The organism is Pseudomonas sp. PS01297 (assembly GCF_029959305.1).
GTDB lineage: Bacteria > Pseudomonadota > Gammaproteobacteria > Pseudomonadales > Pseudomonadaceae > Aquipseudomonas > Aquipseudomonas helleri.
This window is the reverse complement of sequence record NZ_JASCPQ010000003.1, coordinates 132124-145502: the sequence shown is the minus strand read 5'-3', so window position 1 is coordinate 145502 and position 13379 is coordinate 132124. Positions and strand designations below refer to the sequence as shown.

Annotated in this window: 8 protein-coding genes; all 8 read right to left on the bottom strand. The window is 59.5% G+C overall.

Features of this window, described 5'->3' with window-relative positions; translation table 11 throughout:
* Positions 1 to 212: 212 nt before the first annotated feature.
* Complete coding sequence (locus tag QMX84_RS02555; RefSeq protein ID WP_282363023.1) at positions 213 to 1793, bottom strand: ABC transporter ATP-binding protein; 1581 nt, start codon at positions 1791 to 1793, stop codon at positions 213 to 215.
* Between the two features lies 1 nt (position 1794).
* Positions 1795 to 2817: an ABC transporter permease gene (locus QMX84_RS02550; RefSeq protein WP_048369974.1), complete on the bottom strand. Its 1023-nt coding sequence runs from the start codon at positions 2815 to 2817 to the stop codon at positions 1795 to 1797.
* Entirely contained in the window at positions 2817 to 3887 is a 1071-nt protein-coding gene (gene yejB / locus QMX84_RS02545) for a microcin C ABC transporter permease YejB (RefSeq protein WP_262123038.1), read from the bottom strand. The genes QMX84_RS02550 and yejB overlap by 1 nt, the downstream gene beginning before the upstream one ends.
* A 1-nt stretch (position 3888) precedes the next feature.
* On the bottom strand, positions 3889 to 5727 hold the full coding sequence (locus QMX84_RS02540) for an extracellular solute-binding protein (RefSeq protein ID WP_282363028.1): 1839 nt from the start codon (positions 5725 to 5727) through the stop codon (positions 3889 to 3891).
* A gap of 210 nt (positions 5728 to 5937) precedes the next feature.
* On the bottom strand, positions 5938 to 8721 hold the full coding sequence (locus QMX84_RS02535) for a TonB-dependent receptor (RefSeq protein WP_282363022.1): 2784 nt from the start codon (positions 8719 to 8721) through the stop codon (positions 5938 to 5940).
* Between the two features lie 453 nt (positions 8722 to 9174).
* On the bottom strand, positions 9175 to 10986 hold the full coding sequence (locus QMX84_RS02530; RefSeq protein WP_282363021.1) for an ABC transporter ATP-binding protein: 1812 nt from the start codon (positions 10984 to 10986) through the stop codon (positions 9175 to 9177).
* Between the two features lie 201 nt (positions 10987 to 11187).
* Positions 11188 to 12576 (bottom strand): HAMP domain-containing sensor histidine kinase, encoded by a 1389-nt coding sequence (locus QMX84_RS02525; protein WP_282363020.1) that lies wholly within the window; start codon positions 12574 to 12576, stop codon positions 11188 to 11190.
* Complete coding sequence (locus QMX84_RS02520; RefSeq protein WP_153330680.1) at positions 12554 to 13237, bottom strand: response regulator transcription factor; 684 nt, start codon at positions 13235 to 13237, stop codon at positions 12554 to 12556. The genes QMX84_RS02525 and QMX84_RS02520 overlap by 23 nt, the downstream gene beginning before the upstream one ends.
* Positions 13238 to 13379 lie beyond the last annotated feature (142 nt).

The window sequence follows — 13379 nt, the reverse complement described above, 5'->3', positions numbered from 1 at the left end:
GCACTGAATGTGGACAGTTTTTACGTCCGCGTTCGCAATTGGTGCGGGTTACGCACCCCGGAAGCTGTGTTTTCAACCGGTGAATTGCCAACGCCCAATGACAAGGAAAATCTGTGCCAGTTTTGGTAAAACTTTGTAAAAAATTAAAGTGTGCCTCGCGATCTTATCAACGATCAAAAGATCGCGAGGCAAGCTCGCTCCTACAGATTGGGTCAGGGGGTTACGCTGCTCGCTTGTAACAGCTCGCGGGTGTACGGGTGTTGCGGGTTGTCGAACAGGCTTTGCGCGTTGCCTTGCTCCACCACTTTGCCGTCCTTGATCACGATCATGTCGTGGGCCAGTGCATGCACCACCGCCAGGTCGTGGCTGATAAACAGGTAGGTCAGGCCGTGTTTGGCCTGTAAGTCACGGAGCAAGTCCACCACTTGTTTTTGCACGGTGCGGTCCAGCGCCGAGGTCGGTTCGTCGAGCAAGATCAACTCCGGTTCCATGATCAACGCCCGGGCGATGGAGATGCGCTGGCGCTGGCCGCCCGAAAATTCGTGCGGGTAGCGGTGGCGGCTTTCCGGGTCGAGCCCGACCTCTTGCAGCACGCGAATCACCGCGGCTTCACGTTCCTGCACGGTGCCGATGTTGTGGGCCAGCAACCCCTCGCTGATGATCTGCTGCACCGACATGCGCGGGCTCAGGCTGCCAAACGGGTCTTGAAATACCACCTGCATGTGGCGCCGCAACGGGCGCAGTTGGTCTTGGTTGAGGGCTCCGAGTTGCTGGCCGTCGAGTCGGATAGACCCCTGCGATTCCACCAGCCGCAGCACTGCCTGGCCGAGGGTGGATTTGCCTGAGCCCGACTCGCCGACAATGCCCAGGGTGCGGCCTTTTTTCAGCTCAAAACTGACCCCGTCCACGGCCTTGACGTAATGCCGCTCGCGGCTGAACAACGACTTGGGCAAAGGGAACCAGACCTTGAGGTCGTCGACCTGCAGCAGGTTGCTTTGATTGTCAGCTGGCACCGGGCTGCCGCTGGGCTCGGCCTCGATCAGCATGCGGCTGTAGGGGTGCTGCGGGGCTTTGAACAGCTCCTCGCAGGTGGCTTGCTCGACAATTTCACCGCCGCGCATCACGCACACCCGCTGGGCGATTTTGCGCACCAGGTTGAGGTCGTGGCTGATCAGCAGCAACGACATGCCCAGACGCTGTTGCAGGTCGATCAGCAGTTCAAGAATCTTCTGCTGCACGGTGACGTCCAGCGCGGTGGTCGGCTCGTCGGCGATCAACAGTTCAGGCTCGTTGGCCAGCGCCATGGCGATCATCACCCGCTGGCGCTGGCCGCCAGACAGTTGATGGGGGTAAGCATTGAGGCGATGTTGCGGGTCGCGAATCCCTACCAGTTCCAGCAGTTCAAGGGTTCTGGCTCGTGCTTCGCGTTTTTTCAGGCCCTTGTGGGTGATCAGCACTTCGCTGACTTGCTTTTCGACGGTGTGCAGCGGGTTGAGTGAGGTCATCGGCTCCTGGAAAATCATCGCAATGCGGTTGCCGCGCAAACTGCGCAGTTGCGCAGGGCTGGCGCTCACCAGGTCGATGCCGTTGTAGCGGATGCTGCCTTGGGTTTCGACGTTTTTGCCGGGCAGCAGGCGCAGGATCGAGTGCGCCGTCACCGACTTGCCCGAGCCCGATTCGCCCACCAGTGCCAGACACTCGCCACGGCGGATGTCCAGGTTGACCCCGTGCACCACTTCACGCCCGGCAAAGCCGACGCGCAGGTCACGTATTTCGATCAGTGTGTCGCTCATCTCAACTCCTTGGATCAAACGCGTCACGGCAGGCTTCGCCGATAAACACCAGTAGCGACAAAATCAGTGCCAGCACACAGAACGCAGTCAGGCCCAGCCAGGGGGCTTGCAGATTGCGTTTGGCCTGGCCAATCAGCTCTCCCAGCGAGGCGGTGCCGGGCGGCATGCCGAAGCCGAGAAAATCCAGGGCGGTGAGGGTGGCAATTGCGCCGGTCAAAATGAACGGGATGTAGGTCAAGGTCGAGGTCATGGCGTTGGGCAAAATGTGCCGACGCATCAGCGCGCCATTGGTCAAGCCCAAGGCCCGGGCGGCTTTGACGTATTCCAGATTGCGCCCGCGCAAAAACTCGGCGCGCACCACGTCGACCAAGGCCAGCCAGCTGAACAGCGCCATGATGCCCAGCAACCACCAAAAGCTTGGGGCGATAAAGCCCGAGAGGATGATCAGCAGGTACAGCACCGGCAACCCGGCCCAAACCTCTTGCAGGCGTTGGCCGATCAGGTCCACCAGGCCGCCGTAAAAGCCCTGTAAGGCGCCTGCCGTGATGCCCACCAGCGCACTGATGGCGGTGAGGATCAAGGCAAACAGGATCGAAATCCGCGCGCCAAAGATCACCCGCGCCAACACGTCACGGGCCTGCTCATCGGTGCCCAGCCAGTTACTGCTGCTGGGCGGGCTTGGGGAGGGCACCTTGAGGTCGTAGTTGACCGTATCGGAACTGAACGGGATGGGCGCAAAGAGCATCCAGCCGCCTTGCCCGGTGATGAGTGTCTGCACGTATTCGCTGCGGTAATCCGGCTCGAAAGGCAGTTCGCCGCCGAAGTCGGTTTCAAGGTGGCTGGAGACAATCGGGAAATACCACTGGTCTTTGAAGTGAATGGCCAAGGGTTTGTCGTTGGCGATCAATTCGCCGCACAGGCAGACCACAAACAGACCGATAAACAGCCACAGCGACCACCAGCCCCGACGGTTGGCCTTGAAGTGGGCGAAGCGCCGACGGCTCAGGGGAGAGAGGGTAAACATCAGGCGTTCCTCGCCGAGAAGTCGATACGGGGGTCGAGCAGGGTGTAGCAAATGTCGCCGATCAACTTGATCAACAGCCCGAACAGGGTGAACAGAAACAACGTGCCAAACACCACCGGGTAATCGCGGGATATCGCCGCCTCGTAGCTCATGCGGCCGATGCCATCGAGGTTGAAGATGGTTTCGATCAACAAGGAACCGGCAAAGAACACTTCGATCAGCGCCTGCGGCACGCCGGCCACGACCAGCAACATGGCGTTGCGCAGCACATGGCCGTAGAGCACGCGTTTTTCGGTCAGGCCTTTGGCCCGCGCAGTGACCACGTACTGGCGGCTGATTTCATTCAAGAAGCTGTTTTTGGTGAGGATGGTCAGGGTCGCAAAGCCGCCGATCACCAGCGCGCTTACCGGCAAGACCATGTGCCACAGGTAGTCGGCGATCTTGCCGAAAAAGCTCAGGCTGTCGAAGTCGTCCGAGACCATGCCCTGGATCGGAAACCAGCTCACATAACTGCCGCCCGCGAACACCACGATCAGCAAAATGGCAAACAGAAACGCGGGCATGGCGTAGCCAATGATGATCGCGGTGCTGGTCCACATATCAAATTTGCTGCCGTTGTGGATGGCCTTGCGAATGCCCAGCGGGATCGAGATCAGGTAGGTGATGAGGGTGGCCCACAAGCCTAGCGAGATCGACACCGGGAGCTTCTGCAAGATCAGGTCAGTGACCTTGGCCCCACGGAAAAAGCTGTTGCCGAAATCCAGTTGCGCGTAGTTCTTGAGCATCAGCCACAAGCGCTCGTGCATCGGTTTGTCGAAGCCGTAATGTTTGGTGATTTCTTCAATCAGGGCCGGGTCCAGGCCCCGGCTGCTGCGGCTGGCACCGGAACCCCCAGCGGCGATTTCGCCACCACCCGCGCCAACCCCACTGCCGCTGAAGCCCTGCAAACGGGCAATGGCTTGTTCAACCGGGCCGCCGGGTGCGGCCTGAACAATCAGAAAATTCACCACCAGAATGCACAGCAAGGTGGGGATGATGAGCAACAAACGTCGACTGATGTAATGCAGCATCTCAATGCTCCTTCAGCTGCGCATTGGTTTGCGCGGTTTTGCTGACTTCCCACCAGGTGTCCAGACCTTCATCGAACTTGGGTTCGGTGGCCGGGCGGCCGAAGCGGTTCTGGTACACGGTCGGGGTGCCGATGGAGTAGTAGTTGGGAATCATGTAGTAGCCCCATTGCAGCACGCGATCGAGGGCGCGGGCGTAATGCACCATCTCCTCGCGGCTGTTGGCTTGCACCAGCCCGTCGAGCAGGGTGTCGACCGCCGGGTCGCGCAGCACAAACGAGTTGGACGAGCCGACTTGGGTGGCGCTGCCTGAGCCGAACATGTCGTACATCTCGCGACCCGGCGAGACGATGGGCTGGCCGCTGCGCGGGAACGCCACCACGATCATGTCGTAGTCGCGCGCGTTGAGGCGGTTGATGTACTGCGCGGAGTCGACCTTGCGAATCTCCATGGTGATGCCGATCTGCGCCAGAGTGCGTTTGTACGGCATGACCATGCGGTCAAAACCGCCCTGGCCATCGAGGAAGGTGAACGTGAACGGTTCCCCTTGGGCATTCACCAGTTGGTTGTTCTTGGGCGTCCAGCCTGCCTCCTTGAGCAGTGCCAGGGCTTGCAGCTGTTTGTCGCGGATGTAGCCGCTGCCATCGGTTTTCGGCGCCTGATAGACCTGAGTGAATACTTCATCGGGGATCTTGCCGCGCAGCGGTTCAAGAATTTCCAGCTCGCGGGCGTCGGGCAGGGCGGTGGCGGCCATGTCGCTTTTCGGGAAGTAGCTCTGCAGACGCACATAGAAGTTGCGCATCATTTGTTTGTTGGTCCACTCAAAGTCCCACAGCAGGCTCAGCGCCTGGCGCACCCGGCGATCCTGGAACGCCGGGTTTTGCAGGTTGAAGGCAAAACCCTGGGGCGCGCCCGGTTTGTCCTTGGCAAACACACCCCGTTGCAGGCGCCCGTCGGTCAGGGCCGGGCTGTCGTAGCCGATGCTGAAGCCGGTGGCCGAGAATTCGCGGTTGTAATCAAATGCTCCGGCTTTGAGCAGTTGCCGGGCGATGTCAGTGTCACTGTAAAAATTCACCGTCAGGCGGTCGAAGTTGTACAAGCCCTTGCTCACGGGCAAATCCTTGGCCCACCAGTCGGGGTTGCGTGCAAACGTGATGCTGCGGCCCGGGTCGACGTTGGACACGGTGTACGGGCCGCTGCCCAAGGGCGGTTCGAAGCCGCCGCCATTGGCAAAGTCGCGGGTCTTCCACCAGTGTTCGGGGAGGACATGCAGGCTGGCCAGGTCCAGAGCCAGGGTGCGGTTCTGGTTGCTTTTAAAGTCGAAGCGAATTTGCCTCGGGCCTTCGATGACCACGTCTTTGACTTCGCCGTAGAGCATGCGATAGCTCAGGCTGCCTTGGGTCATCAGGGTGTTGTAGGTAAAGGCGACGTCTTGCGCGGTGATGGGTGTTCCGTCGCTAAAACGGGCGTTGGGGTTGAGGTAAAAACGTACCCAGAGGCCGTCAGGGTCGCGCTCCATCTGTTGCGCGATCAAGCCGTAGACCGTGTAGGGCTCGTCCAGTGAGCGAAAGGCCAGGGGCTCATAGACCCACTGATCAACTTGCACGACACCGGTGCCCTGGTCGACGTAGGGCACGATGTGGTTGAACTGGCCTATTTCCATCGCGGCCCGGCTCAGCGAGCCGCCTTTGGGCGCGTTGGGGTTCACAAATTCAAAATGCTTGAAGTCGGCGGGGTACTTGGCTGCCTCGCCATAGACCGTCATGGCCGGGCCGGGCGCAGCACTGACAGCCAGGCACACGTACGACAGCGCGGGCACCAGCAGCGAGCGGAGCAGGGGCATGAAAAATGAAGACATGATGGGGTTTCCTTGTGCCGCGTGTGGAGCCATCTACTGTGTTGAATAAACCAGCAGTCTTGCGATTGGCAAGGCTGCTGGAGTCACTGTGGGAGCGGGCTTGCTCGCGATTCAGGCGATAAGGTCCTGATCCAGCATCAGGTCGATGCCATCGCGGTCAAGCCCGGCTCCCACACAATCAACGTCGTGAACGAATCAGAAGTGGTAAGTCGCACGGGCGAAGAAGGTACGGCCCAGTGGGTCGGTGTAGCGTGGATCGTAACCGCTCTGGAAGTTATAGGCCTGGTTGGTGAACGGCGGGTCGCGGTCAAACAGGTTTTTCACGCCCACGTCCAGATCGACGGTTTTGTCGAAGGTGTAACCGGCCGAGATATCCCACAAGGTGTACGACGCCACGCGGCTGTGGGTGCTTGGGTCGAAGTCGTTGTAGGCGCTGGTGAAGCGGTTGACCAGCGAGCCACGGTAAGGCCCGAGGTTCCAGGTGCCGCTCAATACGTGTTTCCAGCGCGCTATTACGCCGACACCCTGGAAGTCACCCACGTTGTCGGTGTAGTTGCCGCCAATGGTGGTCTGGTAGTCGTAGCGAGTGACGTAGGTCCCTTGCAGGCCCAGGCCAAATTGACCGTAAGGCGTGTTAGGGAATTTGTAGTCGGCGCTGACATCGACACCACTGGTTTTAACCGCACCCAAGTTGGCGTTGCCGGTTTGCACGTAGTTGATCGAGCCATCGGGGTTACGGATGTAACGGTCGGCATAGGCGTTTGGATCGTCAAATACTGTCGATTCCGGGAACTCGGCAATCTGGTTGGCGATGTGGATCCACCAGAAATCCAGGCCTACCGACAGGTCACGAACCGGCTGATAGACAAAGCCCAGGGTCAGGTTGCGCGCGGTTTCTGGCGACAGGTTGGTGTTGCCGCCGGTGCGACGGTGGAACTGCTGACCGCAATCGCGGCCCGCATCGCCGCCCGGTTGCACGGTGCCGTTGGTGCACAGTTTAGGGTCGTTGTAGAAGCCCTGGGTGTAGGTCAGGTATTCCGGGTTGTACAGCTCATACAGCGAGGGCGCACGGAAGCCTTCGCTGTACGCGCCGCGCACCACCAGCTCTTTGAGGGGCTGGTAGCGGAACGAGTATTTCGGGTTGGTGGTGCTGCCAAAGTCGCTGTATTTGTCGTGACGCACGGCGGCCGACAGTTCCAGGGTATCGAGCACCGGTACGTTCAGTTCGGTGTACACCGCCTTCACGTTACGGTCTGCCGAGACGCGGGCGTTAGGGTCGACGCCGAGGCTGGCCAGGTCGTCTGCGAAGGCTGCGTAGCTCTGCTGGTAAGCCTCGTGGCGATACTCGCCACCGATGGCCAGCCCGGCCGGGCCTGCGCCGAACCAGTCGCCGACTTCGCGGCTGGCACGGCCATCGATGCCCGACACGCGCCCTACCGAAGAGATGTACTGGCCACGGTACTGGCTGGCGTCGATCAGGCGCTGTCCGGCTGCGCTTTGCGGGCCGAACGGGTTGATGATGCCATTAGCGATCCCGTCGAGCATGGCTGAGTCGCTGACAAAACCGCCCGTGAGGCTTTCGGTGACCTGGTTCTGGTTGTACGACGCGCCGAGGTTGTAGTCCCAGCCCTTGGCCACGCCGTCAAAGCTCAGCACCACGCGCTGGCTGGTGTTCTGGTCTTTGGTTGAGCGCCCGCCCGCAGCGGTTTCGCGCCAGTTAAGGCCCACCGGTTGGCTGGGGTCAAAGGACGCGCTGGTAGAGCCGGGCGTGATGCCATTGCCCGGGAAGTACGGCGACGTCGGGTCCAGGGTGACGCCGACCAGGTTCGCCGGGGCAATGTTCACCGAGTTGTTGTTGCGCGCCCAGAAGTACTCCAGGTTGACGTTGTCGTCATCGGTGATCTTGCCGGTGGCGCGGCCGAAGAAGGAGGTCTTCTCGGTTTCAGGCAACAGGTCCAGGTAAGTGCGCGTGTTGTAGCGGCACACACCCTGGCGCGCGACCAGGTTGGGACCGTCGCAGTTGCTGGCGGACAGCGGGTTGGTGGTCACGCCATTCTGGCTGTAGTTGGCCGGGTAGGAGACGCCCGAGGTCTGGTCCAGACCGCGGCCGGGGACGTAACTTTTCGAGAACGAACGATCTGTGGCTTTCAAGCTGTCCTGCTTGTTGTAGCCGATCACGCCAAACACGTTGAAGCGGTCTTGCTCCAGGTCGCCGTAACCCCAGCTGGCGTTCAGGTCGTGACTGTTGCCGCCACCGCTGTGGCCGGGGGCTTCGCCGCCGAGGGTGAGGGTGCCGTCAGTCAGGGACTTTTTGGTGATGAAGTTGATCACCCCGCCAATCGCGTCGGTACCGTACAACGCCGAGGCGCCGTCGCGCAGGATCTCTACGCGGTCAATGGCCGCGAAGGGAATCGTGTTGATGTCGACGGCAGAGCCATCGATGGCGTTGTTGCCCAGGCGGCGGCCGTTGAGCAGCACCAAGGTTTTATTGGAGCCGATGCCGCGCATGTCGGCAAAGCTTGCACCGCCCGATGAGGAACCCACGGAACTGGCCGCGTTGATCGTCGACTGGTTGCCGGTGACCCGTTGCAGGATTTGCGCCGTGGTGGTGACCCCTTCATTGCGCAGTTGTTCGATGTTGAGAATGGTAATGGGCACTGCCGTTTCGGCGTCTACCCGGCGAATAGCCGACCCGGTGACCTCGACGCGTTGCAGTTGTGTGGTGGGTGCAGCTGATTCATCTGTCGCAGGTGTTTCTGCGGCCTGAAGCTGGCCAGCGCTCATCCCCAGAGCGACCAGGTACAACGGCACCCAACGATGCCGTTGCAGGCTTGCAACCAATGGCTTTACGTTAAAACCAGAACGCTTACTCTGCATGGTTCCATCCGACTTTTTTAGATGTTTATTGGAATGGCCTTGTGGGCCCTCATGACTCCGGTTGGGTTGTGTCGACCCTGGCAAATCACTTTTTTCAAGCAAGCCGCTCCCCCAGTGCGGACAAACAGCGTCCGCACGCGGCCTTGGTAGTGCATGGTTACAACGGGAACTATTAACTAAGGCATGACAGCTCAATGTTAAGTTTTGTTAACTTTGATAAAGCAACCGGTGTGCCAATACGTTTAATTGATGTGAGTCATGTGAACTTTTTTATATTTTTTTATATAAATAAGCAGTGCGGGGTATGCAGAGGGTTTTGAGCGGGGTTTTAAACAGGAACGGGTAGCGTGCACATTGTCTGACAATCAGGCGGGCCGTGGCTTTGCTGTTAAAAATGGAACACCTTTGAAACACTTGTTTGACAGCTATGAGTACAGTGAAGTTATTGGGTTATAGCGTTAGTGTTAAAGGTTCTATGGTGCTAAGAGCGAGTTTGCCTCACGATCTTTTGAATGTTTAAAAGATCGCGAGGCAAGCTCGCTCCTACAGAGGGGTTTAAAGTTCGGTAATGGTTTCGGGTTGGTCACTATCGCTTAATAAACCATCCGACTGGTGTTGCCATAAACGGTAATACAGTCCTTGTTGTTCCAGCAGTTGTGCGTGGTTGCCATCTTCAACTATCGAGCCGTTATCCAGTACGACGATGCGGTCCAGGTGGGCGAGGGTGGACAGTCGATGGGCAACGACCAATACGGTCTTGTCGGCCATGATGTCGTCAAGGCTGTTCTGGATCAGGCTTTCGGTTTCGGAATCGAGGCTGGCGGTGGCTTCGTCCAGCACCAGAATCGGCGCGTTTTTAAGCAACGCCCGGGCAATGGCGATGCGCTGGCGTTGCCCCCCCGACAGCTTGACCCCGCGTTCGCCAATCAAGGCGTCGTAGCCTTCGGGCATTTGCAGAATAAACTCGTGGGCATGGGCCCGTTGCGCGGCCTGGGCGATTTGTTCGTCGCTGGCCTGCACGTCGCCATAACCAATGTTCTCGCGTAGTGAACGGTGGAACAGCCCCGGCTCTTGCGGGATCAAGGCGATGTGCGTGTGCAGCGATTGCTGGGTCATCCCCAGCACATTCAGGCCATCAACTTCGATGGTGCCGCCCTGGGGATCATAAGAGCGTAACAACAGGTTGAGCAGGGTGGATTTGCCCGAGCCCGACAGGCCGACAATCCCGACCCGTTGCCCGGCCGGGATGTCCAGATTGAAGTGCCGGAAAATCGGTTTGCCGGGGTTGTAGCTGAAATCCACATTGCGAAAGTGGATCGAGCCTTTATCGATCTGCGCCGGTTGGGCGTCTTGGCGATCCGGCATTTCGTGGGGTTGCAGCAGGGTATTGATGCTGTTTTCGATGTTGCCGACAAACTCGAAAAAGTGCATGAACTGCATGCTCAAGAAGCTGCACTGCGCCACGATCATCAGGCCCAGCGTGGCCACCATCACCAGTTGCCCGACATCAATCTTGCCCCGGTGCCATAGGTACAGCGCCAGTGCTACAAGGCCCACGCGCAGCACGATGGACAGGCTGTCTTGCAGTAGGCGGATTTTTTCCTGGTAGAAGAATGAGCGTTGCGCAGCCTTTTTTTCGGTGGACTGGTAGCGGCTCAAATAGCCGATTTCGAAGTCCTGGCGGGCGAACAGGCGGATGCTGCTGAGGTTGCTCACCGCGTCGACGATTTTGCCGGTGGTGACGCTGCGGGTCTTGGCGTGGTCATTGGCTAGCACTTGGGCTTTGCGTGACAGCACGTACGCGAGCAATGAGTAACTCACAACCCACACCAGCAGGCCCAGACCGAGCCAGGGCGAGGCGAGGGTAAGCAATACCAGGCTGGTGGTCAGCACCACCAGAATCGGCAACATCTCGACGATCAACACCCACGTGGCATCCAGCAGGCCGATGCTGCCTTCACTGATGCGCTGGGCCAGGCTGCCGGCAAAGTGTTCGCCAAAATAGCGCGGTGAGTGCTGTTGCAGGTAGGCAAACAGGTCGCGGGTGATCTGCACCTTCTGTTGCGGGCGCACCATGATCATGCAGAAGGTCGCGCCGCGGGCAAACACCATCTGCGCCACGGCCAGGCCGAACAACAGGCCGAGTGCCGGGAGGCTGGCCTGGAACAAATCGGTGTGGTCCCACAGCCCTTCACTGACGGCGCCGGTGATGCGCCCTATGGCATACGGCATGAGGGTGGCTGCCATGGCGGCGCCGACCTGGAGCAAGGCAATAGCCCAATACCAGCCGGGGTTTTGGCGGATGTAATGCCAGACGAAAGCCGCCGGCCGTTTAGGTGGAACAGTGATAGCACCAAACTCAGACATGACTTCCCTTTACGTAGTCGCAGAAATGCAAGCGCGCAAACGTAAGAAAGAAATGTGCCAAGTTGTTACTGAGGACAGAAAAAGACAATTTCGCCACGCACATCTTTGTAGCCGCTGCCGAAGGCTGCGATAAGGGCCGAAGGACCTTTGGGGGGCTGCGCCCCCATCGCAGCCTGCGGCAGCGGCTACAGGATGTGGTGATTAACCCACGTTGATCAGGCTTTGCCGGCAGTGCAGGGTCAGTCTGGCGCCACCGCCTTTACGGCTGCCGACTTCAAGGTTAAATCCGTGCAAATTGACGATGGCGGCCACGATGGACAGACCCAGGCCAAAGCCACTGTGTTTGTCGTCACAGCGGTAGAAGCGTTGGAACACCGCCTCACGTTCGGCCTCGGGAATACCTGGGCCGGTGTCGAGGACTTCAATCAGCGGGCTGCCGTCTTCGTTGGCAGCACGCAAGGTCACTTCGCCGCCCGGCGGGGTGAATTTGATCGAGTTACTCAACAGATTGGCCAGTGCCTCAAACAGCAAGGCGCGGTCACCGGTCATGCCGGGAAGCGCGGGCGGGGTGTCCAGAGTCAACGTGACCTGGCCTTCTTCCGCCAGTGGCAGGTAAAAATCGTACAGTTCCTGCAGCAAGGCCAACGGGTCCAGCGGCAGGAAACCTGAGCGCCGCTGGTGGTCTTCCAGTTCGGAAATCCGCAACAGCCCGCGAAAGCGTGCCATCAGGGTGTCGGTTTCACCAATCACTTCGTCCAGTTGCAGCGCCTCGGGCGAGCCTTCTGCTGCTTGCTGCTGGATCCGGTACAACTGCGCGCGCAGGCGGGTGAGCGGGGTGCGCAGGTCGTGGGCGATGTTGTCGCACACGCCTTTGACTTCGTGCATCAGCCGCTCAATGCGGTCGAGCATGGCGTTGACGATGGCGGCCAGCATGTCCAGCTCGTCACGCCGGTTGGACAGCGGCAAACGGTAGGTCAGGTCGCCCGAGACAATCGCCTCGGCACTGGCCTGAATGGCTCGAATGCGTTGCAACGGACGCCGACGCAGCAGGTGCCAGCCCGCAATGCCGGGGATGATGGTCAGCGACAGGCCCCAGAACAGCGCGTGCAAGATGATCCGCGTCACCGCGAACAAAGAGCCGTTATCGCGCACCAGCACCAGTAGGCGACCATCCTGGGTTTGGGTGGCTACCGCGTCGCAACTGTCGCGCGGCAGGTCAGGGTCGTCGGAGTTAATGCAGTTGGCCAGTTCGTGGATCTGGCCATCGAGGGGCAGGTCCGGCGGAATGGCCAGGATCGGCCCGCTGATGGGTCGATGTTGCGCATCGAACAGCCCATAAGCATCTACTGTTCGAAGATCGAACGTCATGCTGGTGGCGAGCGCGTCATCCAGTTGCTCGCCTTTAAAGCGGGCAAACAGGTGTTGGCGCTGCATCAGCGAATGCTTGGCCAGGTTGCCCAGGTAGTCCGAGACCTCGTAATACAGCACCCCCATGAGGATGCAGCTCCAGGCCACGAACAAAAAACTGTACAGCGCCAGCAGTCGGCTGCTGGAGGAGCGCCAGCCCTTAGAGGGGTTCGGCAATGACATAACCCGAGCCTCGAACGGTACGAATCAGGGGCACCAGGCCCGGCGGATCGATTTTCTTGCGCAGACGACCAATGTGCACGTCGATGAGGTTGGTGCCAGGGTCAAAGTGATAGCCCCAGACTTCTTCGAAAATCATCATGCGCGAGAGGATTTGCCCGGTGTTGCGCATCAAAAATTCCAGCAGCTTGTACTCGGTGGGCAGCAGGCTCAGTTGCTGCTCGGAGCGGCTGGCTTCACGGGTGATCAGGTTGAGCTCAAGGTCAGCGACCCGCAACGACGTTTCGTGCTTGTCGACCGGGCTTTTACGGCGCAGCAGAACTTCAACCCGGGCGGCCATTTCGTCGCTGGCAAAGGGTTTGGTCAGGTAGTCATCGCCGCCGGCGCGCAAGCCGCGTACCCGCTCGTCCACGTCGGAGAGGGCGCTGATCATCAGAATCGGTGTGCTGACCCCAATAGTGCGCAACGTGGTTACAATCGCCAGGCCGTCCAGCTCGGGGAGCATGCGGTCCAGGGTAATCAGGTCATAGTCGCCACTCACAGCGCGAACCAGGCCCTCACGGCCATTGGCGACCCAGTCAACTTCGAGCCCATGGCTACTCAGCTCAGCCACGATCTCTTTCGCCGTTACGGCATCATCTTCGATGGTCAAAATGCGCGTCATACCGTCACCTGATTGGCCTTTGTCAACAGTGAGCACATTTTGCCCACAAAAAGCTGAAACGTTTCTTAATTATTCTTCATGTTCAGCCCGGCGTCAGGATAGGGTAGCCGAGATCGTGTTTGATGCCCGTACACTGTCGCGT

What these genes read in the sequence shown, in the direction of transcription:
- QMX84_RS02530 (WP_282363021.1), bottom strand. Translation starts at nt 10,986, where the DNA reads ATGTCTGAGTTTGGTGCTATCACTGTTCCACCTAAACGGCCGGCGGCT.
- QMX84_RS02525 (WP_282363020.1), bottom strand. Translation starts at nt 12,576, where the DNA reads ATGTCATTGCCGAACCCCTCTAAGGGCTGGCGCTCCTCCAGCAGCCGA.
- QMX84_RS02540 (WP_282363028.1), bottom strand. Translation starts at nt 5,727, where the DNA reads ATGCCCCTGCTCCGCTCGCTGCTGGTGCCCGCGCTGTCGTACGTGTGC.
- QMX84_RS02520 (WP_153330680.1), bottom strand. Translation starts at nt 13,237, where the DNA reads ATGACGCGCATTTTGACCATCGAAGATGATGCCGTAACGGCGAAAGAG.
- yejB (WP_262123038.1), bottom strand. Translation starts at nt 3,887, where the DNA reads ATGCTGCATTACATCAGTCGACGTTTGTTGCTCATCATCCCCACCTTG.
- QMX84_RS02550 (WP_048369974.1), bottom strand. Translation starts at nt 2,817, where the DNA reads ATGTTTACCCTCTCTCCCCTGAGCCGTCGGCGCTTCGCCCACTTCAAG.
- QMX84_RS02555 (WP_282363023.1), bottom strand. Translation starts at nt 1,793, where the DNA reads ATGAGCGACACACTGATCGAAATACGTGACCTGCGCGTCGGCTTTGCC.